The organism is Mycolicibacterium aichiense (assembly GCF_010726245.1).
Classification (GTDB): Bacteria; Actinomycetota; Actinomycetes; order Mycobacteriales; family Mycobacteriaceae; genus Mycobacterium; species Mycobacterium aichiense.
Genome location: NZ_AP022561.1, coordinates 3,652,708 through 3,676,336, shown reverse-complemented (window position 1 = coordinate 3,676,336; position 23,629 = coordinate 3,652,708). Strand labels below are relative to the sequence as shown.

The following is a 23,629-nucleotide window of genomic DNA, read 5'->3' as shown; positions in this document are numbered from 1 at the left end:
AGTGTGAATCCACTGCGAGGTCAGACCCATAACTCGCATCCGATTCACACTCGACGATTGAAAGGACGCTCCGATGCCTCGTTTCGTCGACCGCGTCGTCATCCATGCCCGTGCGGGCAGCGGGGGAAACGGCTGCGCCTCGGTGCACCGGGAAAAATTCAAGCCACTCGGTGGGCCCGACGGCGGTAACGGCGGTCGCGGCGGCAGCGTCGTGCTCATCGTGGACCCGCAGGTGCACACCCTGCTCGACTTCCACTTCCACCCGCATGTCGCGGCCCAGTCCGGCACGCAGGGCATGGGCAGCAACCGCGAGGGCGCCAACGGCTCCGATCTCGAAGTGAAGGTTCCCGACGGCACCGTCGTACTCGATTCCGACGGGCGGCTGTTGGCCGACCTGGTCGGTGCAGGCACCCGTTTCGTCGCCGCCGAGGGTGGCCGCGGCGGGCTGGGGAACGCCGCCTTGGCGTCGCGAGCCCGCAAGGCACCGGGGTTCGCGCTGCTCGGCGAGAAGGGTGAGGAACGCGAACTCACTCTGGAACTCAAAACGGTCGCCGACGTCGGTCTGATCGGGTTCCCGTCGGCAGGTAAATCCTCACTGGTGTCGGTGATCTCGGCGGCCAAGCCCAAGATCGCGGACTACCCGTTCACAACCCTGGTGCCCAATCTCGGTGTCGTGTCGGCGGGGGATCACACGTTCACCGTCGCCGACGTCCCCGGTTTGATCCCCGGCGCCTCGGAAGGTCGCGGTCTCGGCCTGGACTTCCTGCGCCACATCGAACGCTGCGCGCTGCTGGTGCACGTGGTCGACTGCGCCACCCTCGAACCGGGCCGCGACCCGATCTCCGACATCGACGCACTGGAAGCCGAACTGGCCGCGTATCGCCCGACGCTGCAAGGCGATACGACGCTTGGTGACCTGGCCGACCGGCCGCGGGCGGTGGTGCTCAACAAGATCGACGTTCCCGAGGCCAGGGAGTTGGCCGACTTCGTGCGCCCCGACATCGAGGCGCGCGGCTGGCCGGTCTTCGAGGTGTCGACCGTGAGCCGGGAAGGCTTGCGCGAGTTGACTTTCGCGCTGTGGGACATGGTGGCGGCCTACCAGGCGGCCCAGCCCGAGGTGGTGCCGCGCCGCCCGGTGATCCGGCCGGTCCCGGTCGACCAGACCGGGTTCACCGTCGAGGCCGACCCGCACAACTCCGGCGGTTTCGTGGTGCGCGGCGTGCGACCCGAACGGTGGATCGCGCAAACGAACTTCGACAATGACGAAGCCGTCGGCTATCTCGGCGACCGGCTGGCCCGCCTCGGGGTGGAAGACCAACTGCGCAAACTCGGCGCCAAACCGGGCTGCGCGGTCACCATCGGCGACATGACGTTCGACTGGGAGCCGCAGACTCCGGCCGGTGTCGACGTCGTACCGACCGGCCGTGGTACCGATGCCCGGCTGGAGCAGACCGACCGGATCGGTGCCGACGAGCGCAAGGAGGCGCGCCGCCAGCGTCGTGAGCACGGGGACGAAGCGTGAGCCAGTACCGCGACGCCGTGCGCACGGCGCGCAGCGTCGTCGTCAAGATCGGCACCACGGCACTGACCACGAAATCCGGGTTGTTCGACGCCGGCCGGCTGGCGAAGCTGGTCGAGGCGATCGAGGCACGGATGAAGGCCGGCTCCGATGTCGTGATCGTGTCCTCGGGTGCGATCGCCGCCGGGATCGAGCCGCTCGGGCTGAACCGGCGCCCCACCGATCTGGCGACCAAGCAGGCTGCCGCCAGCGTCGGGCAGGTCGCGTTGGTCAACGCGTGGAGTGCGGCCTTCGCCCGCTACGACCGCACTGTCGGCCAGGTGCTGCTCACCGCGCACGACATCTCGATGCGGGTGCAGCACACCAACGCCCAGCGCACGCTGGACCGGCTGCGCTCACTGCATGCGGTGGCGATCGTCAACGAGAACGACACCGTGGCCACCAACGAGATTCGCTTCGGCGACAACGACCGGCTCTCGGCGCTGGTGGCTCATCTCGTCGGCGCCGACGCGCTGATCCTGTTGTCCGATATCGACGGACTCTATGACGCCGACCCGCGCAAGTCCGACGCCCGCTTCATCCCGGAAGTGAGCGGGCCCGACGACCTCGGCGGGGTGGTGGCCGGTGAGGGCAGCCGGCTGGGCACCGGGGGGATGCGGTCCAAACTGTCGTCGGCGCTGCTGGCCGCGGACGCCGGAGTTCCGGTGCTGCTGGCCGCCGCCGACGCCGCTGCCGCCGCCCTGACCGACGCGTCGGTGGGCACGGTGTTCGCGCCGCGGCCGGACCGGATGTCGGCGCGGCGATTCTGGGTTCGCTACGCGGCCGAAGCGTCCGGTGCACTCACGCTCGATCCCGGGGCGGTCCGGGCTGTGGTCAAGCAGCGCCGGTCGCTGCTGGCCGCGGGTATCACCGGGGTGTCGGGCCGGTTCTTCGGCGGCGACGTCGTGGAACTTCGCGACGCCGACGGTGAGATGGTCGCCCGCGGGGTGGTGGCCTACGACGCCGGTGAGCTGACGACCATGATCGGCCGCTCGACCTCGGACCTGCCTGCCGAAATGCGCCGTCCCGCAGTGCATGCCGACGATCTGGTGGCCGTCTAGTTCGCGGAGACCCACCCGGACAGCTCGTCGGCCAGCAACGCCAGCATCGGCGAACAGCCGCTGTCCACGGTGACGGTGGCCAGCGCGTCCCCGCGGGTGGCGCCGCGATTGATGATCGCGATCGGCATGCCCAGCGCGGCGGCGTGCCGGACGAACCGGTAGCCGGAGAACACCGTCAGCGAGGACCCGGCCACCAGCAGTGCATCGGAGTCGTCGACCAGTGAATATGCTTGGGCCACAACATCTTTGTGCACGCTCTCGCCGAAGTAGACGATGTCGGGTTTGAGCATGCCGCCGCACGACGGGCAGTCGATGAACCGGAACGACTCGGTGTCGGTGACCATGGCGTCGGCGTCGGGTGCGACGGCGATACCGCCGAGCCGCTCGGCGCGTTCGGCGAATCCCGGGTTGGCCGCCTCGAGTTCGTCGGCCAGCGCGGCGCGCGACATGGTGTACCCGCAGTCCAGGCACACCACCTGCGCGTAGGTGCCGTGCAGGTTGATGACATTGCGGCTGCCCGCCTTGGTGTGCAGCAGGTCCACGTTCTGAGTGATGATGCCGGTGACCACGCCGGCGCGTTCCAGACGGGCCAGCGCCCGGTGCCCGGCGTTGGGCATGGTCTGGGCCATGTGCCGCCAGCCCAGGTGATTGCGCGCCCAATAGCGCTGCCGGTAGGCCTGACTCGAGGTGAACTGTCGGATCGTCATCGGATTGGCCGGCGGCGAATCCGGGCCGCGATAGTCGGGAATGCCCGAGTCGGTGGAGATCCCGGCACCGGTGAGCACGGCCACGCGCCGGCCCGCCAACAACGAGACCAGTTCGGGGCTTTCCACGCCCTCCAGAGTAGGCGGGCTAGCCGAAGTTGGTCAGCGGGCTCAGTACGTCGTGAGCGAACTGCGTGATGTTCAGCGTCGGGTTGCCGTCCGGATAGCTCACGGTGGCCAGCAGATTGGCGCCGGCGTCGACGAAATCGCCGTCAGCGCGGCCCTGATGGGTCGACGACGTCACCAGGATGATGCCCGAGGTGCCGGCTTTCTTGGCCAGCGGCACCGAGAACTGCGCGTTCTGCACGGTGCTGTTGGCCCGGTCCTCGACGATGATCCGGCTGTCGGGGAAGTTGAGCATCAACAGCATGCGGCGCATCTGGGCGGCTTCGGTCACGCCGTTCTGCGGGTTACCGCCGGTGACGATGATCGGGGAGTGCGGGTACATCTGCGCCACCGCGAGCCCGGTCAGCACCCGGCGTCGCAGGATCATCCGCATCGAGCCGTCCGGCAGCAGGCCGTAACCCAAAACGACGATCGCCGGGTTGGAGAAGTCCTTGGCGGCTACCGGTTCAGCCTGGGCCGCAGCCGGCATGATCTCACCGATCAGCGTGGCGACGACAAGAAGCAGGGAGCCGCAGGCGGCTTTCCATCGACGTCGCACTCTTCCTCCGACCCAGGTCAACTTGCTGCTTGCCTCATCGTGCGAGCGCGAACGGCCGTTACGGAAGCGTCAGGCTTCATAGCCGTTCCATAGCCCGGGACATGGCGGAATACTCCAGAAAGTCGTAGTGGGCGACAAGCCGGCGATGGCTGACATGAGCCTCGTGAGCCGCCCGGTGCGCCGCGATCCAGCGCGAGACCATGCCCGCCTTGGGGTGCGCGGAGATGGTGGCAGCCGTCAGCATCCTCACCTCGTGTTCGGTGATCAGCACGGTCGGCCTGGTGTCGACGACTCGCGGGTGAACAGGCGCGTGAACAGAAAGCGCAGACAACATTTCGATCCCCCGATCTGGCAGGCCGGCGATTCCGGCCGATCAGGCAAACCTACGACCGTGCCGCACCGAACGAGCGCGTAGAGCACTACTCGAAACGGCTCCTGCTCAACCTATTTGGCGGTGCTCTCAGGGCAGGCACTTGGCCGCGGCGACGATCTCGGCGCTCATGTTGCGCTCCATCATGGCGAGGGCGGCCGCCCCGAGCTCGGCGTCGATGTGGGCCACCGTGTCTTTGGGTACCACCACGTCGTAGTGACGGACGTAGGCGTCCAGAGCGCTGTAGAGGATGCACTGTTCGGTGACCTGCCCGGTGAGGATCACTGTGTCGACTTCCAGCCGGGTCAGCAGGTAATCCAGCGGGGTGGCGTAGAAGGCGCTGTGCCGCACCTTCGTCATGACCCGGGCGCCCGCGTGTGGGGCAATCGGGCGGACCAGCTCCGGCCGGACCCCTTCCAGGGCTTTTCGGACAAGGTCACTGGGTTCGGCGGTGAAGTCGCCATAGTTGTCATTGACGTAGATCAACTCGACATCATCACGGTCCCTGGCCTCGGTGATCAGATCGGCCAGGGGCTCGACGATGTCGGTGACGTTGCCGGCCAGCATGTCGGCGTCGGGATGTTGGTAGGCGTTGAGCATGTCGACTACCAAAAGCGCGGTATTGGACATGTCCTGGCGACTACCCCGTCATCGCCCGACGACACGTCGGAGACGTCCGAACGGGTGGTTCCCGTTTCCGCCGCGGGAGTGACGGGCAACAATGGGCCCATGGATTTCTACTCCGCCTACCGGCACGGGTTCGTGCGGGTTGCTGCCTGCACACACCACACGGTGCTGGCGGACCCCGCGGCCAACGCCGAGTCGGTGCTGCGGATCGCGCGAGCCAATGACCAGGACAGCGTCGCGGTGACGGTGTTCCCCGAGCTCACCTTGTCGGGTTACTCGATCGAAGACATCCTGCTGCAGGACTCGTTGCTCGACGCCGTCGAGGTTGCCCTGCTCGACATCGTCGCGGCGTCGGCCGATCTGTTCGGCGTGCTGGTGGTCGGTGCGCCGCTGCGGTATCTGCATCGCATCTACAACACCGCGGTGGTCATCCACCGCGGGGCGGTGCTCGGGGTGGTGCCGAAGTCATATCTGCCGAACTACCGCGAGTTCTACGAACGGCGCCAGGTGGCGGCCGGCGACGACATGGCGGGCACCATCCGGATTGGCGGTGTCGACGTGCCCTTCGGTCCGGACCTGTTGTTCGCCGCCGACGACGTGTCCGGGCTGGTGTTGCACGTCGAGATCTGCGAGGACATGTTCATCCCGATTCCGCCGAGCGCCGAGGCAGCGCTGGCGGGTGCGACGGTGTTGGCGAACCTATCCGGCAGCCCGATCACAATCGGACGGGCCGAGGACCGCAAGCTCCTGGCCCGTTCGGCGTCGGCGCGCTGCCTGGCCGCCTACATCTACGCCGCAGCCGGGGAGGGGGAGTCCAGCACCGACCTGGCTTGGGACGGCCAGACGATGATCTACGAAAACGGCCGTCTGCTGGCCGAATCCGAGCGGTTTCCGAAGGGCGAGCGACGCTCGGTCGCCGACGTCGACCTGGACCTGTTGCGCTCTGAGCGGCTCCGGATGGGCACCTTCGACGACAACCGTCGCCATCATCAGGATCGGTTGACGTCGTTCCGGCGCATCGGGTTCCGCCTCGACCCGCCGAGCGGGGACATCGGGTTGATGCGCGAGGTGGAGCGGTTCCCGTTCGTGCCGAGCGATCCGCTTCGGCTGGAGCAGGATTGCTACGAGGGTTACAACATTCAGGTCGCCGGTCTCGAGCAGCGGCTACGTGCGCTGAACTATCCGAAGCTCGTGATCGGGGTATCCGGCGGCCTGGACTCGACGCACGCGCTGATCGTCGCCGCCCGGGCGATGGACCGGGAAGGCCGCCCGCGCAGCGACATCCTGGCGTTCACCCTGCCCGGATTCGCCACGGGTGAGCGCACGAAGAGTAATGCGATCAAGCTGTCGCAGGCGTTGGGAGTCACGTTCTCCGAGTTGGATATTCGGGACACCGCCACGCTGATGCTGACGGAGATCGGTCACCCTTTCTCCCGCGGCGAGAAGGTGTACGACGTGACCTTCGAGAATGTGCAGGCGGGGCTGCGCACCGACTACTTGTTCCGGATCGCCAATCAGCGCGGCGGGATCGTCCTGGGCACCGGTGACCTGTCCGAACTCGGCCTGGGCTGGTCGACCTACGGGGTCGGCGATCAGATGTCGCACTACAACGTCAACGGCGGAGTGCCGAAAACCCTTATCCAGCACCTGATCCGTTGGGTGATCTCGTCCGGAGAGTTCTCCGATGAGGTCGGCGAGATCCTGCAGTCGGTCCTGGACACCGAGATCACCCCCGAACTGGTGCCGACCGGTGAGGACGAGGAGATCCAGAGCAGCGAAGCCAAGGTCGGCCCGTACTCGCTGCAGGATTTCTCGCTCTTCCAGGTGTTGCGGTACGGCTTCCGGCCGTCCAAGATCGCGTTCCTGGCGTGGCACGCGTGGAGCGATCCCGCCGGCGGAACTTGGCCACCGGGCTTCCCCGAAGGCAAGCGTCCGGCGTACTCGCTCAAGGAGATTCGGCACTGGCTGAGTATCTTCGCGCAGCGCTACTACTCGTTCAGTCAGTTCAAGCGGTCGGCTCTGCCGAACGGGCCCAAGGTGTCGCACGGTGGATCGCTGTCGCCGCGCGGTGATTGGCGCGCGCCGTCGGACATGTCGGCGCGGATCTGGCTGGCCGAGATCGAGCAGGAGATTCCGGAGGACTGATCAGCGGCAGCAGTTGTCGCCGCGCCACGCGTCGCGACCTTCGCGTGCCGCCACACCGGCGATGACGAGGGCGGCGATCGGGTCGGCCCACCACCACCCGGCGACAGAGTTGAGGAGCAGGCCGGCGAGCAGGACCGCCGACAGATAGGTGCACAGCAGGGTCTGCTTGGAGTCGGCCACCGCCGATCGCGAACCGAGTTCTGAGCCTGCCCTGCGTTGGGCCCAGGACAGCAGCGGCATGATGGCCAGGCTGGCCGCCGCCAGTCCGATGCCGATCGGGGAGTGTCGGGGTTCCTGCTGTCCGGCCAGCGCCAGGGTCGCATCGACGGTCACGTAGACCGCCAGTGCGAAGAAAGACAACGCGACGATCCGCAACGCGGTTTTCTCGCGTGCCTCAGGGTCTTTCGCCGAAAATTGCCACGCGATGGCGGCCGCCGAGGACACCTCGATCAGCGAGTCCAGCCCGAAGCCGATGAGCGCCGCAGACGAGACGCGCGCGCCCTCGGTCAGCGCTACGGCCGCCTCGACGAGGTTGTAGGCGATCGTGGCCGCCACCAACAACCGGATCCGGCGCCCGAGTTGCCCACGGCGCGTAGCGGATAGCGCGTCGGCCATCAGCAGCAGTCGTCGGCGGCCGGGCAGCACGCCGGGTCGACCGTCAGCACCAGTCCGATCAGATCGTCGAGAGCGTTGGCGATCCGGGCGTCGGCCAACTCGTAGCGGCTGCGCCGCCCTTCGGGTTCGGCCACCACCAGCCCGCAGCCGCGTAAGCAGGCCAGGTGGTTGGACAGGATCTGACGTGAGACGCCGATCTTCTCGGCCAGATCGGACGGGTAGCCGGGACCGTCCCGCAGGAGAAGAAGAATGTCGGCCCGGGTGGGATCGGACAACGCGGCGCCGAACCGGGCGAGCACATCGCTCTGGGTGAGGCTCTGCATTCCCGCAACAGTACAGCGGGCACTGTATTCAGAACAGGCTGAACTACAGCCTGCCCTCGATACGCAGATCCGGATGTACCCAGTCCGGCGAGCGGCGTTCCTTGAACGCCATGAAACCTTCGATGGACTCCGGCGATCCGAGACTGCGCTGCATGCCGATCCGGTCGTAGAGCCCCAGGTAGTTGTCGATGCTGGACTTGACCACCGACCGTGCGACGGGGGCGGTGCGACAGCACCTGGCGAGGATGTCCCGTGCCGTCTCGGCCAGGTCGGCGTGCGGGACCACCCGGGCGACCATGCCCCAATCCAGCGCCTCGTCGGCGGTCAGCGTGCGGCCGGTGAACATCAGGTCGCGGGTCCGGACCGGCCCGATCAGCCGGGCCAGCATCTGGCTGTAGTAGGTGTCGGCGATCCCGCGGTAGAGCTCCGGCACGCGGAATGTCGCGCGGTCACTGACCACCGCCATGTCGGCGCACAGCGCGATCTGCAGGCCGCCGCCCTGACACAGTCCGTTGACCGCGGCCACCACCGGTTTGGCGGACTGCCGCAGCGTGTCGAACGGCAACGCATCCATGCCCAACGCCGCGCCGAACGTCAGCCAGTTGTCCACCCCGCCGCCGCCCATGTCGCCGCCGGGGGCGAAGACGTCGCCGGTTCCGGTGATGAGCAGGCCGGCCAAATCAGGATCAGCGCCCACGTGGTTGACCGCGTACTTGATGCCGAAGTACATCGCCGGTGTCATGGCATTGCGCGCCTCGGGCCGATCCAGGGTGCACACCCCGAAGGCGCCCTCCCGGGTGAACGTCAAGAACGGAGTACCGAGCCAGTCACCCTCAGGCGGTCGCGGACTGTCGCTGTGTGTCATCGGGTGCAGACTATCGTCCCAACCGTAAAGAATTCAGTACCCGGTGAGGACATCGTCGATCGCCTCGCTGCGCGGTGCACAGTCGCCGGCGCCTGCGATCAGTGTCGCCAGGGCGCCTGCGGCGCAAGCGCGCCGTAATGCGCGGTCATGGCCGGCCGCCCAGCTGGACGCGAGCACCCCCGCGAAGACATCGCCTGCGCCGGTGGTGTCGATCGCCTCGACCTCGGGACTGGGGACGTCAACAACGCCGTGCGGGCCGCGGTACGTCGCACCGCGGGAGCCTCGGGTGACCACGAGATGTTCTGTGGCCCAGGGCCAGTGCGGCTCCTCGGCTTCGTTGACGATGACGACGTCAGTGACGTCGGCCAGCTCGGCCAGCCCCGGATCGGTGCTGACCGGGGAGGCGTTGACCATCACCGTCGCCCCGACGGAACGCGCCTCCCTGGCGGCAGCCACGGCCGTCGCCACCGGCACCTCCAACTGGACGAGCAGCACCTCGCAATCGGCGATGACGGCGCGCGCAGCCGCGTTGAGCGTCAGATGCCCGTTGGCTCCGGGCGCCACGACGATCACGTTCTCGCCGTGGTCGTCGACCAGGATGACCGCCCGGCCGCTGGCAACCGACAACGCCTCCACACCGTCGAGCCGGACGCCGTTGGTGTGCAGATGGGCCCGCAACTCATCGCCGTCCCGGTCGGTGCCGACCGCTCCGACGAACTGCACATCGGCGCCGGCGCGGGCCGCGGCCACCGCCTGGTTGCCGCCCTTACCGCCCGGGGCGGTCACCACTGACGAGCCCAGAACCGTCTCGCCGGCCTGGGGCAACTCAGTCACCCGAAAGAACTGATCGACGTTCACGCTGCCCACCACGCACACTCTTGCCACGCACGTACGTTAGCCCCCACCTGCCGGTTGGTCGGGAGACCGATATCCTGGGCGGATGAGTGTCGAAGCGGAGTCCGCTCCGGCGGGCGGGAGCGCAGCGACCCGGGGTTCAGCTGGCGCGGGGTTGCGCGACCAGGTTCACGACGCCGCCCGTCGGGCCCGGGTCGCCTCACGCACCCTCGGCACGTTGACCACCACGGTCAAAAACCGCGCCCTGCACGCCGCCGCGGACGCCGTGCTGGCCCACGCGGATGCGATCCTGGCCGCCAACGCCGCCGACCTCGACGCCGCGCGAGCTGCGGGCACCGCGGAGGCGATGCTGGACCGGCTGGCGCTCAACCCGCAGCGCATCGACGGCATCGCCGCCGGTCTGCGTCAGGTCGCCGGACTGCCGGATCCGATCGGTGAAGTGTTGCGCGGGCGCACCCTGCCCAACGGGTTGCAACTGCGCCAGCAGCGGGTGCCGCTCGGCGTCGTCGGAATCGTCTATGAAGGCCGGCCCAATGTGACCGTCGATGCCTTCGGACTCACCCTCAAGTCCGGTAACGCCGTGCTGCTGCGCGGCAGTTCGTCGGCCGCCAACTCCAATGCCGCGCTGGTGGCCGCGCTGCGCGGCGCCCTGGCCGCCGAAGGCGTGCCCGAAGACGCGGTCCAGCTGCTGCCCAGCGCCGACCGCTCCAGCGTCACCCACCTCATCCAGGCCCGCGGCCTGGTCGACGTCGTGATCCCGCGCGGGGGAGCCGGTCTCATCGACGCCGTCGTGCGCGATGCCACGGTGCCGACCATCGAAACCGGCGTCGGAAATTGCCACGTCTACGTCCACTCCGCCGCCGACATCGACGTCGCGGAGCGAATCATCCTCAACGCCAAGACCCGTCGGCCCAGCGTCTGCAATGCGGCCGAGACCCTGCTGGTCGACGAGGCGCTGGCCGACACCGCGCTACCTCGCCTGGTCGACGCCCTGAGCCGGGCCGGCGTCACCGTCCACGACAACCCGACCGAGGACGATCTGCGGGCGGAGTTCCTGTCGATGGACATCGCGGTGGCCACCGTGGCCGGCCTCGACGCCGCCATCGAGCACATCAACACCTACGGAACCGGGCACACCGAGGCCATCGTCACCACCAATCTCGAAGCGGCGCAACGCTTTACCGAACGTGTAGATGCCGCCGCGGTGATGGTCAACGCGTCCACGGCATTCACCGACGGCGAGCAGTTCGGCTTCGGAGCCGAGATCGGCATCTCCACCCAGAAGCTGCACGCCCGCGGACCGATGGGTCTGCCCGAATTGACGTCAACCAAGTGGATCGTCTGGGGAGACGGCCACACCCGACCTGCCTGAGCCGACAACAGGAGAATCCGTGACTGAAACCCCGGCCCGCCCGGCTCCGCTGTTCGCCGACATCGACGATGTCGCCAAGCGGCTGGCCGAGACCGGCTACCTGCCCGACACCGCCACCGCCACCGCGGTGTTCCTCGCCGACCGGCTGGGCAAGCCCCTGCTGGTCGAAGGGCCTGCCGGCGTCGGCAAGACCGAGCTCGCCCGCGCGGTCGCCCAGACCACCGGGTCGGGCCTGGTGCGCCTGCAGTGCTACGAGGGTGTCGACGAGGCGCGCGCGCTCTACGAGTGGAACCACGCCAAGCAGATCCTGCGGATGCAGTCCGGGTCGAACGACTGGGACCAGGCCAAGTCCGACATCTTCAGCGAGGAATTCCTGCTGTCCCGCCCGCTGCTCACCGCGATCCGGCGCACCGAGCCCACCGTGCTGCTGATCGACGAAACCGACAAGGCCGACATCGAGATCGAGGGCCTGCTGCTCGAGGTGCTCAGCGACTTCGCGGTCACCGTCCCCGAACTCGGCACCATCACCGCCTCGCGCACTCCGTTCGTGGTCCTGACCTCAAACGCCACCCGGGAGCTGTCCGAGGCACTCAAGCGTCGCTGCCTGTTCCTGCACATCGACTTCCCCGACCCCGATCTCGAGCGGCGGATCCTGTTGTCGCGGGTGCCCGAACTGCCCGAATCACTGGCCGCCGAACTGGTCCGCATCATCGGGGTGCTGCGCGGCATGCAGCTCAAGAAGGTGCCGTCGGTCGCCGAGACCATCGACTGGGGCCGCACCATCCTGGCCCTCGGAATGGACACCATCGACGACGCCACCATCGCCGCGACGCTCGGGGTGGTGCTCAAACACCAGTCCGATCAGCAGCGCGCCACCGGCGAACTCCGGCTGAACTAGCCCGATGGCCGTCCGCAGGGTGCGTCCCGCACAGCCGCTGGCCCCACACGGCTTGCCCGGCCATCTGGTCGGCTTTGTCGAAGCGCTACGCGCCCAAGGCATCTCGGTCGGACCCTCGGAGACCGTCGACGCGGGCCGGGTGCTGACGGTGCTGGGCCTGGGGGAGCGTGAAGCGCTGCGGGAGGGACTGGCCTGCGCGGTGCTGCGGCGCGCCGACCACCGGCAGACCTACGACGCGTTGTTCGACCTGTGGTGGCCTGCCGCGCTGGGCGGGCGCACCGTGCTGGTCGACGAGGACGCCGACGACGAGCCCCAGCAAGGTCTGCCGCCCGAGGACATCGAGGCCATGCGGGAAATGCTGCTGGACCTGCTGGCCGACAATCCCGACATCGGCGACATGGACGAGCGGCTGGTCGCGATGATCGCCCAGATCGTCGAGGCCTACGGCCGTTACACCTCGAGTCGCGGCCCGTCGTACTCGTCGTATCAGGCGCTCAAGGCGATGGGACTCGACGAGCTGGAAGGCCGGCTGCTGGCCGGCTTGCTCGCACCGCACGACGACGACCCCACCCCCACGCAGGAGCAGATCGCCAAAGCCCTTGCCGCGCAGAAGATCGCGCAACTTCGCCGGATGGTGGAAAGCGAGACCAAGCGACGCACCGCCGAACAGCTGGGCCGTGACCATGTCCAGATGTACGGCATCCCGCAGCTGTCCGAGAACGTCGAGTTCCTGCGGGCATCCGGCGATCAGCTGCGCGAGATGCGTAAGGTCGTCGGCCCGCTGGCGCGGATGCTGGCCACCCGCTTGGCGGCCCGCCGCCGCCGGTCCCGTTCCGGTTCCATCGACCTGCGCAAGACGCTGCGCAAGTCGATGTCCACCGGGGGTGTGCCGATCGACGTGGTGCTGCGCAAGCCGCGCCCGGCCCGACCGGAACTCGTTGTGCTCTGCGATGTCTCGGGTTCAGTGGCGGGTTTCAGTCACTTCACGCTGCTGCTCGTCAACGCCCTGCGCCAGCAGTTCTCCCGGGTTCGGGTGTTCGCCTTCATCGACACCACCGACGAGGTGACGCACCTGTTCGGTCCGGACGCCGACCTCGCGGTCGCGATCCAGCGCATCACCCGGGAGGCGGGGGTGTACACCCGCGACGGGCACTCCGACTACGGCAACGCGTTCGTCTCGTTCACCGAGAACTTCCACAACGTGTTGTCGCCGCGCAGTTCGCTGTTGGTGCTCGGCGACGGTCGCACCAACTACCGCAATCCGGCCGTGGACATTCTCGCTCACATGGTCACCTCGAGCCGGCACGCGCACTGGCTGAACCCCGAGCCGCGGCACCTCTGGGGCAGCGGCGATTCCGCGGTCCCGCGCTATGAAGATGTCATCACCATGCACGAATGCCGGTCGGCCAAGCAGCTTGCCGCGGTGATCGACCAGCTGCTGCCGGTCTAGCTCGCCTTCTTCGCCGACGACCGTGCGCTGCCGCCGGTGGGCTTCTTCTTCGGCGCGTCGCTGCCCGAGGAGTCGCTCGACGCGGCACTCTTCTTGGCGCCGGCCGACTTCTTGGCCGGAGTGCCGGCCTTCGGCGTCGTCTTGGCCGTCACCGTGCTGACCGCCGGCTGCTCAGGCGTACTGACCTCCGGCGTGGACGCCGCGGGTTCGGCGGCCGCAGTCGCCGGAACGGCCTTCGGGGCCGTGCTGGCCGCTGCGGGCAGGCTGGGGAAGGCAGGCAGGCTGATCCCCGGTAGCAGCTGGGCCCTCGTCGGCGCGCTGTAATCGGCTCGGTTGTAACCCATTTCGATGAACTTGCGCAGGACCGGATCGATGGCACCCAGAATCGGATCGGGAACGATTCCCTTGAGCGGCATCAGCAGCGGCACCAGCGGGGTCCGAATCAGGTAGTACGTGGTGTCGCCGTGCTGTTGGTAGTACGCGCTGCCGCCGGCCTTCGCGGCCTCGATGTCGGCGGCGGTGAGCTCGGTCTGGGTCTGACCGTGGACGTAGATCATGCCCATGATCGCGTTGATCGTTGCCAGGAGATTCAAGGGGTAGGTGGGGAAGTCGGCCCAGCCGTCGTACTGGCGGGCGACGTCGACCGTCGTGTCGCCGTTGTCCGGAGTCGCCCCGCTCACGCTGATGTCCAGGACCGGAATGTACAGTCCGGCAAACCTTTCCAGAATTCCGCCGTTGGGCCGACTCGGGTTCTCGACGAGGACGAAGGTGTTCCCGGTGCCCTCGGGGTGGGCGGCTTTGTAGCGGGACAGCACCACCGCGCCCTGCGACAGTCCGAAGATGACGTCGCCCTGGGGGTCGCGCGCCTCGACGTTCTTCACGCCCTGCGCAACGGACTGGTTCCAGGTCTTGTCGAAGATGTAGTTGTTCGACACCGGCCAGAAACCGGCGTTGTAGGCGATGTTGCCCGCCGAGGTGGGGGTGGCGGCCGGGGTATCGGTGCCGTCGAGCACGCGGGAGATGAAATCGCGGTACTGCTGGTCGGTGGGGGTCCAGCCGATATTCGTGCCGCGCAGATAATCCACCGTGGCGGCGGTCAGCACCGGTGCCGACGACACCGTCGGCGTCAGGCCCACTGCGACGGCCGCGGCCACAGCCACCACACTGGTCACAGGCACAGATATCCGTCGGCTACCGAGCTTCTTCATCACAGGCCCCCTGATCGGCATAACTCGACTCGGAGAAAAGGCTACCTGATCATTTGTGATATCCCTCACGTGCCTTTGCCAGAGCGCAGAGAGCGCGACCGATCGCGAGCGTGAGGAAACGCATCTGCGCCTCCCGTAAGCTGGTCAATCGTGGTTTCCTCGGCTCGGCGCAGGCTCGGCGTGATGGGTGGGACGTTCGATCCCATCCACAACGGCCACCTGGTCGCGGCCAGTGAGGTCGCCGACCTTTTCGAACTCGATGAGGTGGTGTTCGTCCCCACCGGCCAGCCGTGGCAGAAGTCGCGGGAGGTGACGCCGGCCGAGGATCGCTACCTGATGACAGTCATCGCGACCGCCGCCAACCCGCGGTTCTCGGTGAGCCGGGTCGACATCGACCGCGGCGGAGCCACCTACACCAGCGATACCCTGCGCGATCTGCGCGCGCTGAATCCCGACGCGGACCTGTACTTCATCACCGGGGCCGACGCGCTGGCCTCGATCCTGTCCTGGCAGAACTGGGAAGAGCTGTTCGCGTTGGCGAAGTTCGTCGGGGTCAGCCGGCCCGGTTACGAGCTCAACGGCCAACACATCGTCGCCGCGTTCGACCAATTGCCCGAGGAGGCGCTGAGCCTGGTCTCGGTGCCCGCCCTGGCCATCTCGTCCACCGACTGCCGCCTGCGCGCCGCCAAGAACCGGCCCATCTGGTACCTGGTGCCCGATGGCGTCGTGCAGTACGTGTCCAAACGCCGCCTCTACCGCGACCTGGGCCAGGTGGGCCGTCTATCCGTCACCACAATCGAGGAGACCACCACGTGACCGCGTCCGACGAAGCCGTCCAGATGGCAACCGTGGCCGCACGGGCCGCCGCCGCCAAGCTCGCGCAGGACGTGGTCGTGATCGACGTGTCCGGCCAGCTGGTGATCACCGATTGCTTCGTGATCGCCTCGGCGTCCAACGAGCGACAGGTCAACGCGATCGTCGACGAGGTCGAGGAGAAGATGCGGCTGGCCGGACACAAGCCGGCTCGCCGGGAAGGTACCCGCGAAGGCCGCTGGGTGCTTCTGGATTACGTCGACATCGTGGTGCACATCCAGCACCAGGAGGAGCGCAACTTCTACGCCCTGGACCGGCTGTGGCGGGACTGCCCCTTCCTGAGCGTGAATCTGGATGACGTTGAGGTAGAGGACACTCCATGAGGGTGCGCAGGCTGGTGATGCTGCGCCACGGACAGACGGAGTACAACGCCGGAAGTCGCATGCAGGGTCAGCTCGACAGCGAGCTCACCGACCTGGGCCGGGCCCAAGCTGTCGCGGCCGCCGAGGTGCTGGCCAAGCGTCAGCCGGTGCGCATCGTTTCCTCGGATCTGCACCGCGCCTACGACACCGCGGTGGCGCTGGGGGAGCGCACCGGGCTGCGGGTGGAGGTCGACACCCGGCTTCGCGAAACCCACCTCGGTGACTGGCAGGGTTTGACCCACCATGAGGTCGACGCGGTGTCACCAGGCGCCCGGCTGGCGTGGCGCGACGACGCGACCTGGGCTCCGCACGGCGGTGAGAGTCGCGTCGATGTCGCCAACCGCAGCATCCCGTTGGTCGCTGAATTGGTTGCCGCAGAACGCGAATGGGGCGTCGACGAGCCCGACCGGCCGCTGGTGCTGGTGGCCCACGGCGGGCTGATCGCCGCGCTGTGCGCCGGGCTGCTCGGGCTCCCGGTCGAGAGCTGGCCGGTGCTGGGTGGCATGGGCAACGCGAGCTGGGCGCAGCTGTCCGGACACGGTGCCGACGACGCCGCCTTCGAGGACATCCGTTGGCGTCTCGACGTCTGGAATGCTTCGGCGCAGGTGGCCAACGATGTCCTCTGACGGCAACGGCACCCGTACATTGCTCGTCTTCTGCGACTCCCTGTCCTACTACGGGCCGCAAGGCGGCCTACCCTCCGACGATCCGCGGATCTGGCCCAATATCGTTGCCCGTCAGCTGGGTTGGGATGTGGAACTGATCGGTCGCATCGGGTGGACAAGCCGCGACGTCTGGTGGGCGGCGACCCAGGATCCGCGTGCATGGGCCGCGCTGCCCCGGGCCGGTGCGGTGATCTTCGCGACCAGCGGCATGGATTCGCTGCCCTCGCCGCTACCCACCGCCTTGCGTGAATTGATCCGCTACGTCCGGCCATCCTGGCTGCGCCGCTGGGTGCGCGACGGTTACGGCTTGATTCAGCCGAGACTATCGCCGATAGCGCGCCCGGCGCTGCCGCCTCACCTGACAGTCGAGTATCTCGAAATGACCCGCGGTGCAATCGACTTCAACCGGCCCGGCATCCCGATGGTCGCATCGGTACCGTCGGTGCACATCGCGCCCACCTATGGCATGTCCCATCGCGGCAGGCCCGGCACCGTCGTCGCGATCAATGAGTGGGCGGCGCAGCACGATATTCCGGTGGTCGATCTGAAAGCCGCGGTGGCCGAAGAGGTTCTGGCCGGCCGCGGCAACCCGGACGGTATCCACTGGAACTTCGAAGCGCATTCCGGCGTCGCCGACCTGATGCTCAAGGCCCTCGCTGAAGCAGGGGTCCCACTCGACAACTCGCGCCGCTGATCCATGGCAGTCGTCGTGGTCACCGATTCCTCGGCTCGGCTTCGCAGCGATGATGTCCGCGCCTGCGGTATCCGCGTTGTGCCACTGCACATCCTGGTCGACGGCCGCGACCTGCGCGACGGGGTCGACGCGGTTCCGGCCGATCTGTATCAACGGGGTCATGTGACCACCGCCGGGGCGACCCCGAGTGAACTGTCTGCTGCCTACCGGGAGGCGCTGCGCGCCAGCGACGGTGACGGAGTCGTGGCCGTGCACATCTCCGGTGAGCTCTCGAGCACGCTGGGGGCTGCCGAATACGCGGCCCGCGAGTTCGACGGTGCCGTGCGGGTGGTGGATTCGAAGTCGACGGCGATGGGGACCGGGTTCGTCGCACTGGCCGCAGCGCGTGCCGCGCTCGGCGGAGCTGATCTGGAAACCGTTGCCGCCGCCGCGGAATCGGCGGTGTCCCGGGTGCGGGCCTATATCGTGGTGCAGCGGCTGGACAACCTGCGCCGCAGCGGCCGGATCGGCACCGCCGCGTCCTGGCTGGGCACCGCGCTCGCGCTCAAGCCGCTGCTTCGCATCGACGAGCAGGGCCGGCTGGTGCTGGCCCAACGGGTGCGCACTGCATCCAAGGCGCAGGCCGCGATGATCGAGCAGGTTCTCGATGTGGTGGGTGAGCGGCACGCCGCGCTCGCGGTCCACCACATCGACAATCCTTCCGCCGCAGGAGAATTGGCCGCCACGCTGGCGTCGGCGCTGCCCGGGTGCGGCGATGTGGTCGTCACCGATTTGGGCCCGGTGCTCGGTGTGCACGTCGGAGCCGGCGCGGTGGGAATCGCCGTCGCACTCGATCCCACCCCGCCGGATCGCGTCACGCCTGCTTGAGGGCCTCAATCTCCAGGGTGATGGTCACCTTGTCGCCGACAACCGCGCCGCCGGTCTCCAACGGCATGTCGATGTCGATGCCGAAGTCCTTGCGGTTCAGCACCACTGATGCCTCGAACCCCGCGACCGCGCCGTGCCCCATGCCGGGATTCATCCCGTTGAACTGCACGGGCAGGCTGATCCGGCGAGTCACGCCCTTGAGGGTGAAGTCGCCATCGAGCCGGTAGGCATCCCCGTCAGGGACCACCGACGTCGAGGCGAATGTGGCGGTGGGGTAGTGCTCGACATCGAAGAAATCCGGCGCCCGCAGGTGCGCGTCGCGCTGTTCGTTGCCGGTGTAGACCGAGGCGACGTCGATCTCGGCGGTCACCGACGGCGTGCCGTCGGCCGCCACGGTGACGGTGCCGCTGAACGCGCCGAAGGTCCCGCGGACCTTACTGACGACGAGGTGGCGTACTGAGAAGCTGATCGACGAATGGACGGGGTCGATCGCCCAGGTTCCGGTGAGGTCGGTGGCCTGAACCGCTGCGGTCATCGTGAGGTCTCCTTGATCGGCGGCGCCGTGCCCGGTGCCCGACGCCTCTCACGAAGTAAACGGACCATGGTCCGGTTTCATTCCCTCGGGGTCAGCTGGCGGCGAACCGGCCCGTCACCGGTGGCAGATCGGCCAGCGTCGCGATGCCGGGCTTGGCGGCGACGACAGCGGGCACCGCGTTGGTGACCGGCAGCGCGGTGTAGATCATGCCCAGCCCCATGAAGCCCGGCTCCGGCCAGTTCTTCGGCGGCAGGCAGTGCAGCACCGTGCGCATGTTGGGCACGCCGTAGACCTGGATGACGTGACCGTGCTCCAGCGGCTTGGGCGGCACCACGTGACTGCCCATGATCCAGTTGAACCCGACGCTGACGACATTGCGGTCGCCCACCCAGCCGCGGTGGTAGCCGTACACGCCGCCGACGGTGCCCTCCGGGATCGTCATGAAGCCGAGGTCGCTGTCGCCGGTGGCGGTGGTGAACGTGACGTCGAAAGTCATCCGGTCCAGCTTCGCGCCGATCGCGTCGGCCATCATCGCCGCGGACTCGGCGAACACCTCGCTCTCCACCCGCACACTCTCGGCCAGCCCCTCGGTGGCGGGATCGCAGCCGAAGCCCATCGCGGACTGGGTGCCCGCCGACTCATACGTCGAACAGTCCACCGACTCGGTGATGCGGATCTCGTCGACGCGCTCGCAGGCGCCGGAGAGCACCATGCCGACCATGTTCGTCATCCCGGGATGCGCACCGCTACCGAAGATCGTGGAATTGCCTTGCTCGCATGCCTTTCGGATCCGGGCCAGATCCTCGGGTGACTGCTTGCCGCCGGTGATCCACGCCGCCGACGAACACACGTTGACGCCGGCCTCCAACAGCCTCACCAACTCGTCCACGCTGGGCCACAACGGGTTGTAGCAGCAGGCGTCCGGCTTCGCCGCCAGCAGCGCATCGATGTCGTTGGTGGCGGTGACGCCGGTGGGTTCGGGCCAGCCGGACAGCTCCGCGGCGTCGACGCCGAGCTTGTCGGCGCCGTGCGCGTACACCCCGACCAGTTCCAGGTCCGGCCGGCTGATGATCGCGTGCAGCGACCGGCGGCCGATGTTGCCGGTGGTCCACTGGATCACCCGAATGGGGCGGTCGGTGATGGCGGTCATGGGGTGCTCCCTGGGTGGCGAGGTTCGGACGTGTACACAGTTCCGGATTCATCCACAGGTTCGCACCGCGCAGTCCCGCACAGCGGATCTCCAGTCGCCGTCGCGCCCTACGGTCGCGGCATGCGAACCGATCAGCCGTTGGCCGGCCTGCAACGCCGGCTCCGAGGTGACCCGGCGGGTGAACCGAGCGACGATGACGACGGGGACGACGAGATCTCGGTGCCCAGCTGGATCCCGGACGGGCGCGCCGACCGCGGCGCGAGCTGGCTCGCCGCGATCCGGGCCGATCCCGGCCGTTCGGGCGGCATCGCCCTGGCGGTGATCGCCGTTGTCGCGGTGCTCATCACGGTGTTCGCCCTGATGCGCGACGAGCCACCACCGGTGGTGTCGGCCAAGCTGCCGCCGGTGGAGATGGTGTCCTCGGCCGCCGCGCGGCCCGGGCCGGATCCCAACCAGCCTGTTGTGGTCAGCGTGGTCGGGCTCGTCACCAAGCCCGGCCTGGTGACCCTGGCCCCGGACGCCCGCATCGCCGACGCGGTGTCGGCTGCGGGCGGCGCACTGAACGGGGCCGACACGCTCGGGCTCAACCTGGCGCGCCATCTCACCGACGGAGAACAGATCGTCGTCGGTATCGGCACCCCGGCCGGCCAGCCGACCGCTCTGGGCAGCTCGGTCAGCGGCGCACCGCCCGCCGCGTCCGACCGGCCGGCGGCGCCGGGAAAGGGTGCACCTTCCGACCCGGTCAACCTCAACACCGCCACCGTCGAGCAACTCGATGCGCTGCCGGGGGTGGGGCCGGTGACGGCCGCCGCGATCGTGGCCTGGCGGGACACCAACGGCAAATACACCAGCGTCGACCAGCTCGGTGAGGTCGACGGCATCGGTCCGGCGCGGCTGGAGAAACTACGGCCGCTGGTCCGGGTGTGACGGATCTGGGCGCGCGGCTCGATCTGCGGCTGGTCCCCGCGGCGCTGACGGCCTGGGCGGTCACGGCGGTGTCGATCACGTGGGCGGTCGGGCCGCTGCTGGCCGCGGCCGGCGCGGGCGTCGGGGTCGGCTGGGCGGCGCTGGCCCGATGGCGAGGCGAGCAGGCGCCCGTTTTCCGCACGGCCGGTGTCGCGGTGGTAGGCGCCGCAGTCGTCGGTGCGGGTTTCGCGGTGGCCGCGGCCATGCGCAGCGACGCGGCCCGCGAACATCCGATCGCCCAACGATTCGGCGCGGTCGCGACCGTGACGGTGACGCCGGGGGAGGAGCCTCGCCAACTCGGCAGTGGACGGCTGATGTTCCGTGCCGCCCTCTCCCAGTTCGACGGCGCCGAGATGACCGGCAGTGTGGTGGTTTTCGCTCAAGCGCAGGACTTCGGCGACTTGATGGCCGGCCAGCCGGTCCGCTTCAAAGCCCGCATCAGCAGGCCGACCCGGCGCGACTTGACGGTCGCCGTGCTCAACGCGACCGGACGGCCCACGGTGGGGCGTGCGTCGCCACTGCAGCGGGCAGCCGGGGCGGTCCGTGACCAGTTCGCCCGATCGGCCCGCGACGTGCTGCCCGCCGATCAGGCGGCCATCCTGCCGGGGCTGGTACTGGGCGACACCTCAGCGGTATCAGCTCCCACCGCAACGGAATTCAAGACGGCCGGCCTGACCCACCTCACCGCGGTCTCCGGCGCGAACGTCACGATCGTCTGCGGTGCCGTGCTGCTGTCCGCCGGGCTCGTGGGGCCGCGCGCGGCGGTCGGGCTGGCGGCTGTCGCGCTGGTGGCGTTCGTCATCGTCGTGCAGCCCACGGCCAGTGTGCTGCGCGCGGCCGTGATGGGTGCCATCGCATTGGTGGCCATCGCGAGTGCCCGCAGGCGGCAGGCAGTTCCGGTGCTGGCGGCCGCCGTACTCGGATTGCTCATCGCGGCACCGCAATTGGCCGTCGACGCGGGCTTCGCGCTGTCGGTGTCCGCGACCGCGGCGCTCATCGTGCTGGCCCCCGGTTGGTCGGCTCGGCTGATCGCCCGTGGCTGGCCCAAGCCGCTGGCCGATGCTGTGTGCATCGCGCTGGCCGCGCAGTTGGTCACCGCACCGTTGGTGGCCGCGATCTCGGGCACTGTGAGCGTGATCGGTGTGCTCGCCAATCTGGCTGTCGCCGTGGTGATCCCGCCGATCACCGTGCTGGGTACCGCGGCTGCTGCAGTGTGCTGGCTGTTGCCGGCGGCCGCCGGGCTGCTGATCCGCTTCACCGGTCCGGAGCTGTGGTGGCTGCTGCGCGTCGCGTCCACCGCCGCGGACGTTCCCGGCGCCGCGGTGAGCGTGCCGTCCGGGCTCGGCGGTGTGCTGGCCGTCGCGGGGACGTCACTCGCCGCGCTGCTGGTGTGGCGATGGGTGACGGTCGGTGTCAGCCGCTGTCGGCCGCACGTGAAACGATCATCGGGTGAGCGCGACGGTAGACGGTCTGCATCTGATCCTGGGTGACGAGGAGTTACTGGTCGACCGCGCCATTTCCGAGGTGATGCGGCTGGCCCGCAAGGCCTCCGGCGGCGCGGACGTACCGGTGGACCGGTTGCGTGCGGGTGATGTGTCGGTCAACGAGCTCGCCGAGCTGCTCAGCCCGTCGCTGTTCGCCGACGAGCGAGTGGTGGTACTCGAGTCGGCCGCCGAGGCCGGCAAGGATGCCGTCGAGCTGATCGTGACGGCGGCCGCCGACCTGCCGCCCGGCACGGTGCTGGCGGTCGCGCACTCCGGCGGCGGGCGTGCCAAGGCACTCGCCGATCAGCTGAAGAAGCTCGGCGCGCAGGTGCATCCGTGCGCCAAGATCACCAAGGCCGCCGAGCGGGCTGACTTCGTGCGCGCCGAGTTCCGCAGGCAGAAGGTCAAGGTCGACGACGACACCGTCACCGCGCTGCTCGATGCCGTCGGCTCCGACATCCGCGAGCTCGCGTCGGCGTGCTCACAGCTGGTCGCCGACACCGCGGGTCAGGTCGATGCGATCGCGGTCCGGCGCTATCACAGCGGCAAGGCCGAGGTCTCCGGGTTCGATATCGCCGACAAAGCGGTGGTGGGCGACGTCGCCGGCTCGGCCGAGGCGCTGCGGTGGGCGATGCTGCGGGGCGTCCCGCACGTCGTGCTGGCTGATGCGCTCGCAGAGGCAGTGCACACGATCGCGCGGGTGGGCCCGGTCTCGGGCGACCCGTACCGGTTGGCCTCGGAGCTGGGAATGCCGCCGTGGAAGATCCAGAAGGCCCAAAAACAGTCGCGGCGCTGGTCACGCGACAAGGTGGCGACGGCGATGCGGCTGGTCGCGGCGTTGAACGCCGACGTCAAGGGTGCAGCAGCCGACGCGGACTACGTGCTGGAGGATGCGGTGCGCAAGGTGGCGCAATTGGCCGCCGGAAGCGGCCGGGACTGAATCAGATCTTGTTGAAAGCCTGAGCCAGCGCGGACTTCTTGTTGGCCGCCTGATTCTTGTGGATCACGCCCTTGCTGGCGGCCTTGTCCAACTTGCGGCTGGTCGACACGAGCAGCTCGGCGGCCTTGTCCTTGTCGCCCTCAGCAGCGGCCGTCCGGAACCCGCGGATCGCGGTATGCAGCGCACTCTTCACCGACTTGTTGCGCACCCGGCGCCGCTCGTTGGTGCGGATGCGCTTTTCCTGCGACTTGATGTTGGCCACGCGTTAGTTCCTCGTCTTCAAGCTTGGGGTTCGTCAGTCTTGCCGGGGCCGTCAGG

26 protein-coding genes are annotated in these 23,629 nt (G+C 68.4%); 14 read left to right on the top strand and 12 right to left on the bottom strand.

Annotation, left to right across the window (positions count from 1 at the left end):
- Positions 1-73 precede the first annotated feature (73 nt).
- Positions 74-1,522, top strand: a complete 1,449-nt coding sequence (obgE, locus tag G6N32_RS17840; protein WP_115320723.1) for a GTPase ObgE — start codon at positions 74-76, stop codon at positions 1,520-1,522.
- Complete coding sequence (proB, locus tag G6N32_RS17835) at positions 1,519-2,619, top strand: glutamate 5-kinase (protein WP_115320722.1); 1,101 nt, start codon at positions 1,519-1,521, stop codon at positions 2,617-2,619. Before obgE ends, proB begins: the two co-directional genes overlap by 4 nt.
- On the opposite strand, the gene G6N32_RS17830 is transcribed toward proB, so the two are convergent.
- From G6N32_RS17830 to G6N32_RS17815, 4 genes are all read right to left on the bottom strand, one after another.
- Positions 2,616-3,452: an NAD-dependent protein deacetylase gene (locus tag G6N32_RS17830; RefSeq protein ID WP_115320721.1), complete on the bottom strand. Its 837-nt coding sequence runs from the start codon at positions 3,450-3,452 to the stop codon at positions 2,616-2,618. The genes proB and G6N32_RS17830 overlap by 4 nt on opposite strands.
- Positions 3,453-3,471: 19 nt before the next feature.
- Positions 3,472-4,047, bottom strand: coding sequence for a YdcF family protein (locus G6N32_RS17825; RefSeq protein ID WP_115320720.1), 576 nt, complete (start codon positions 4,045-4,047; stop codon positions 3,472-3,474).
- A 76-nt stretch (positions 4,048-4,123) separates the two neighbouring features.
- Positions 4,124-4,381, bottom strand: coding sequence for a hypothetical protein (locus tag G6N32_RS17820; RefSeq protein ID WP_115320719.1), 258 nt, complete (start codon positions 4,379-4,381; stop codon positions 4,124-4,126).
- 126 nt (positions 4,382-4,507) lie between these two features.
- Entirely contained in the window at positions 4,508-5,047 is a 540-nt protein-coding gene (locus tag G6N32_RS17815; protein WP_115320718.1) for a cysteine hydrolase family protein, read from the bottom strand.
- A gap of 99 nt (positions 5,048-5,146) precedes the next feature.
- Here G6N32_RS17815 and G6N32_RS17810 point away from each other — a divergent pair, with 99 nt between their 5' ends.
- A complete protein-coding gene (locus G6N32_RS17810; RefSeq protein WP_115320717.1) occupies positions 5,147-7,189 on the top strand; it encodes an NAD(+) synthase in 2,043 nt (680 codons plus the stop codon).
- Here the strand turns inward: G6N32_RS17810 and G6N32_RS17805 are convergent, their stop codons facing one another.
- The 4 genes from G6N32_RS17805 to G6N32_RS17790 are packed head-to-tail and all read right to left on the bottom strand — an operon-like array spanning position 7,190 to position 9,877.
- On the bottom strand, positions 7,190-7,804 hold the full coding sequence (locus G6N32_RS17805; RefSeq protein ID WP_115321367.1) for a cation efflux transmembrane domain-containing protein: 615 nt from the start codon (positions 7,802-7,804) through the stop codon (positions 7,190-7,192). It abuts the gene before it with no gap.
- Positions 7,804-8,127: an ArsR/SmtB family transcription factor gene (locus G6N32_RS17800; protein WP_115320716.1), complete on the bottom strand. Its 324-nt coding sequence runs from the start codon at positions 8,125-8,127 to the stop codon at positions 7,804-7,806. The genes G6N32_RS17805 and G6N32_RS17800 overlap by 1 nt, the downstream gene beginning before the upstream one ends.
- Before the next feature lie 43 nt (positions 8,128-8,170).
- Entirely contained in the window at positions 8,171-8,992 is an 822-nt protein-coding gene (locus tag G6N32_RS17795; RefSeq protein WP_115320715.1) for an enoyl-CoA hydratase/isomerase family protein, read from the bottom strand.
- Positions 8,993-9,025: 33 nt separating this feature from the next.
- The gene (locus tag G6N32_RS17790; RefSeq protein ID WP_115320714.1) at positions 9,026-9,877 is read right to left on the bottom strand and encodes a ribokinase; all 852 of its coding nucleotides are present in this window, start codon (positions 9,875-9,877) and stop codon (positions 9,026-9,028) included.
- 55 nt (positions 9,878-9,932) lie between these two features.
- Here G6N32_RS17790 and G6N32_RS17785 point away from each other — a divergent pair, with 55 nt between their 5' ends.
- The 3 genes from G6N32_RS17785 to G6N32_RS17775 are packed head-to-tail and all read left to right on the top strand — an operon-like array spanning position 9,933 to position 13,567.
- Positions 9,933-11,219, top strand: coding sequence for a glutamate-5-semialdehyde dehydrogenase (locus tag G6N32_RS17785; protein WP_115320713.1), 1,287 nt, complete (start codon positions 9,933-9,935; stop codon positions 11,217-11,219).
- 19 nt (positions 11,220-11,238) lie between these two features.
- Positions 11,239-12,117, top strand: a complete 879-nt coding sequence (locus G6N32_RS17780; RefSeq protein WP_102805656.1) for an AAA family ATPase — start codon at positions 11,239-11,241, stop codon at positions 12,115-12,117.
- A gap of 4 nt (positions 12,118-12,121) precedes the next feature.
- Positions 12,122-13,567, top strand: coding sequence for a vWA domain-containing protein (locus tag G6N32_RS17775; RefSeq protein ID WP_115320712.1), 1,446 nt, complete (start codon positions 12,122-12,124; stop codon positions 13,565-13,567).
- Here the strand turns inward: G6N32_RS17775 and G6N32_RS17770 are convergent.
- On the bottom strand, positions 13,564-14,775 hold the full coding sequence (locus tag G6N32_RS17770; RefSeq protein WP_163789325.1) for a PE-PPE domain-containing protein: 1,212 nt from the start codon (positions 14,773-14,775) through the stop codon (positions 13,564-13,566). The two genes, G6N32_RS17775 and G6N32_RS17770, sit on opposite strands and share 4 nt — an antisense overlap.
- A gap of 150 nt (positions 14,776-14,925) precedes the next feature.
- Here G6N32_RS17770 and nadD point away from each other — a divergent pair, with 150 nt between their 5' ends.
- The 5 genes from nadD to G6N32_RS17745 are packed head-to-tail and all read left to right on the top strand — an operon-like array spanning position 14,926 to position 18,236.
- Complete coding sequence (gene nadD / locus G6N32_RS17765) at positions 14,926-15,591, top strand: nicotinate-nucleotide adenylyltransferase (RefSeq protein ID WP_264028701.1); 666 nt, start codon at positions 14,926-14,928, stop codon at positions 15,589-15,591.
- On the top strand, positions 15,588-15,971 hold the full coding sequence (rsfS, locus tag G6N32_RS17760) for a ribosome silencing factor (RefSeq protein ID WP_115320709.1): 384 nt from the start codon (positions 15,588-15,590) through the stop codon (positions 15,969-15,971). Before nadD ends, rsfS begins: the two co-directional genes overlap by 4 nt.
- Positions 15,968-16,636, top strand: coding sequence for a glucosyl-3-phosphoglycerate phosphatase (gene gpgP, locus G6N32_RS17755; RefSeq protein WP_115320708.1), 669 nt, complete (start codon positions 15,968-15,970; stop codon positions 16,634-16,636). Before rsfS ends, gpgP begins: the two co-directional genes overlap by 4 nt.
- Positions 16,626-17,369: a diglucosylglycerate octanoyltransferase gene (gene octT / locus G6N32_RS17750; RefSeq protein WP_115320707.1), complete on the top strand. Its 744-nt coding sequence runs from the start codon at positions 16,626-16,628 to the stop codon at positions 17,367-17,369. Before gpgP ends, octT begins: the two co-directional genes overlap by 11 nt.
- 3 nt (positions 17,370-17,372) lie before the next feature.
- A complete protein-coding gene (locus G6N32_RS17745; protein ID WP_115320706.1) occupies positions 17,373-18,236 on the top strand; it encodes a DegV family protein in 864 nt (287 codons plus the stop codon).
- Here the strand turns inward: G6N32_RS17745 and G6N32_RS17740 are convergent.
- A complete protein-coding gene (locus G6N32_RS17740) occupies positions 18,223-18,771 on the bottom strand; it encodes a YceI family protein (protein WP_115320705.1) in 549 nt (182 codons plus the stop codon). The two genes, G6N32_RS17745 and G6N32_RS17740, sit on opposite strands and share 14 nt — an antisense overlap.
- Positions 18,772-18,862: 91 nt before the next feature.
- A complete protein-coding gene (locus tag G6N32_RS17735) occupies positions 18,863-19,921 on the bottom strand; it encodes an NAD(P)H-dependent amine dehydrogenase family protein (RefSeq protein ID WP_115320704.1) in 1,059 nt (352 codons plus the stop codon).
- A 120-nt stretch (positions 19,922-20,041) separates the two neighbouring features.
- On the opposite strand from G6N32_RS17735, the gene G6N32_RS17730 reads away from it, so the two are divergent.
- Genes G6N32_RS17730 through holA form a run of 3 tightly spaced genes read left to right on the top strand, consistent with a single transcriptional unit; the run spans position 20,042 to position 23,311 of the window.
- Positions 20,042-20,848, top strand: coding sequence for a ComEA family DNA-binding protein (locus G6N32_RS17730; RefSeq protein ID WP_115320703.1), 807 nt, complete (start codon positions 20,042-20,044; stop codon positions 20,846-20,848).
- On the top strand, positions 20,845-22,377 hold the full coding sequence (locus G6N32_RS17725) for a ComEC/Rec2 family competence protein (RefSeq protein ID WP_115320702.1): 1,533 nt from the start codon (positions 20,845-20,847) through the stop codon (positions 22,375-22,377). Before G6N32_RS17730 ends, G6N32_RS17725 begins: the two co-directional genes overlap by 4 nt.
- Positions 22,337-23,311, top strand: a complete 975-nt coding sequence (holA, locus tag G6N32_RS17720; protein ID WP_115320701.1) for a DNA polymerase III subunit delta — start codon at positions 22,337-22,339, stop codon at positions 23,309-23,311. Before G6N32_RS17725 ends, holA begins: the two co-directional genes overlap by 41 nt.
- Before the next feature lies 1 nt (position 23,312).
- Here holA and rpsT read toward each other — a convergent pair whose 3' ends face one another.
- Positions 23,313-23,573: a 30S ribosomal protein S20 gene (rpsT, locus tag G6N32_RS17715; protein WP_036344424.1), complete on the bottom strand. Its 261-nt coding sequence runs from the start codon at positions 23,571-23,573 to the stop codon at positions 23,313-23,315.
- Positions 23,574-23,629: the final 56 nt, after the last annotated feature.

Bases quoted from the DNA above. Each gene is read 5' to 3' on its own strand.
- obgE (WP_115320723.1), top strand. From the start codon at position 74: ATGCCTCGTTTCGTCGACCGCGTCGTCATCCATGCCCGTGCGGGCAGC.
- G6N32_RS17820 (WP_115320719.1), bottom strand. From the start codon at position 4,381: ATGTTGTCTGCGCTTTCTGTTCACGCGCCTGTTCACCCGCGAGTCGTC.
- G6N32_RS17815 (WP_115320718.1), bottom strand. From the start codon at position 5,047: ATGTCCAATACCGCGCTTTTGGTAGTCGACATGCTCAACGCCTACCAA.
- G6N32_RS17810 (WP_115320717.1), top strand. From the start codon at position 5,147: ATGGATTTCTACTCCGCCTACCGGCACGGGTTCGTGCGGGTTGCTGCC.
- G6N32_RS17805 (WP_115321367.1), bottom strand. From the start codon at position 7,804: ATGGCCGACGCGCTATCCGCTACGCGCCGTGGGCAACTCGGGCGCCGG.
- G6N32_RS17800 (WP_115320716.1), bottom strand. From the start codon at position 8,127: ATGCAGAGCCTCACCCAGAGCGATGTGCTCGCCCGGTTCGGCGCCGCG.
- G6N32_RS17795 (WP_115320715.1), bottom strand. From the start codon at position 8,992: ATGACACACAGCGACAGTCCGCGACCGCCTGAGGGTGACTGGCTCGGT.
- G6N32_RS17785 (WP_115320713.1), top strand. From the start codon at position 9,933: ATGAGTGTCGAAGCGGAGTCCGCTCCGGCGGGCGGGAGCGCAGCGACC.
- G6N32_RS17775 (WP_115320712.1), top strand. From the start codon at position 12,122: ATGGCCGTCCGCAGGGTGCGTCCCGCACAGCCGCTGGCCCCACACGGC.
- G6N32_RS17770 (WP_163789325.1), bottom strand. From the start codon at position 14,775: ATGAAGAAGCTCGGTAGCCGACGGATATCTGTGCCTGTGACCAGTGTG.
- gpgP (WP_115320708.1), top strand. From the start codon at position 15,968: ATGAGGGTGCGCAGGCTGGTGATGCTGCGCCACGGACAGACGGAGTAC.
- octT (WP_115320707.1), top strand. From the start codon at position 16,626: ATGTCCTCTGACGGCAACGGCACCCGTACATTGCTCGTCTTCTGCGAC.
- G6N32_RS17745 (WP_115320706.1), top strand. From the start codon at position 17,373: ATGGCAGTCGTCGTGGTCACCGATTCCTCGGCTCGGCTTCGCAGCGAT.
- G6N32_RS17740 (WP_115320705.1), bottom strand. From the start codon at position 18,771: ATGACCGCAGCGGTTCAGGCCACCGACCTCACCGGAACCTGGGCGATC.
- G6N32_RS17735 (WP_115320704.1), bottom strand. From the start codon at position 19,921: ATGACCGCCATCACCGACCGCCCCATTCGGGTGATCCAGTGGACCACC.
- G6N32_RS17730 (WP_115320703.1), top strand. From the start codon at position 20,042: ATGCGAACCGATCAGCCGTTGGCCGGCCTGCAACGCCGGCTCCGAGGT.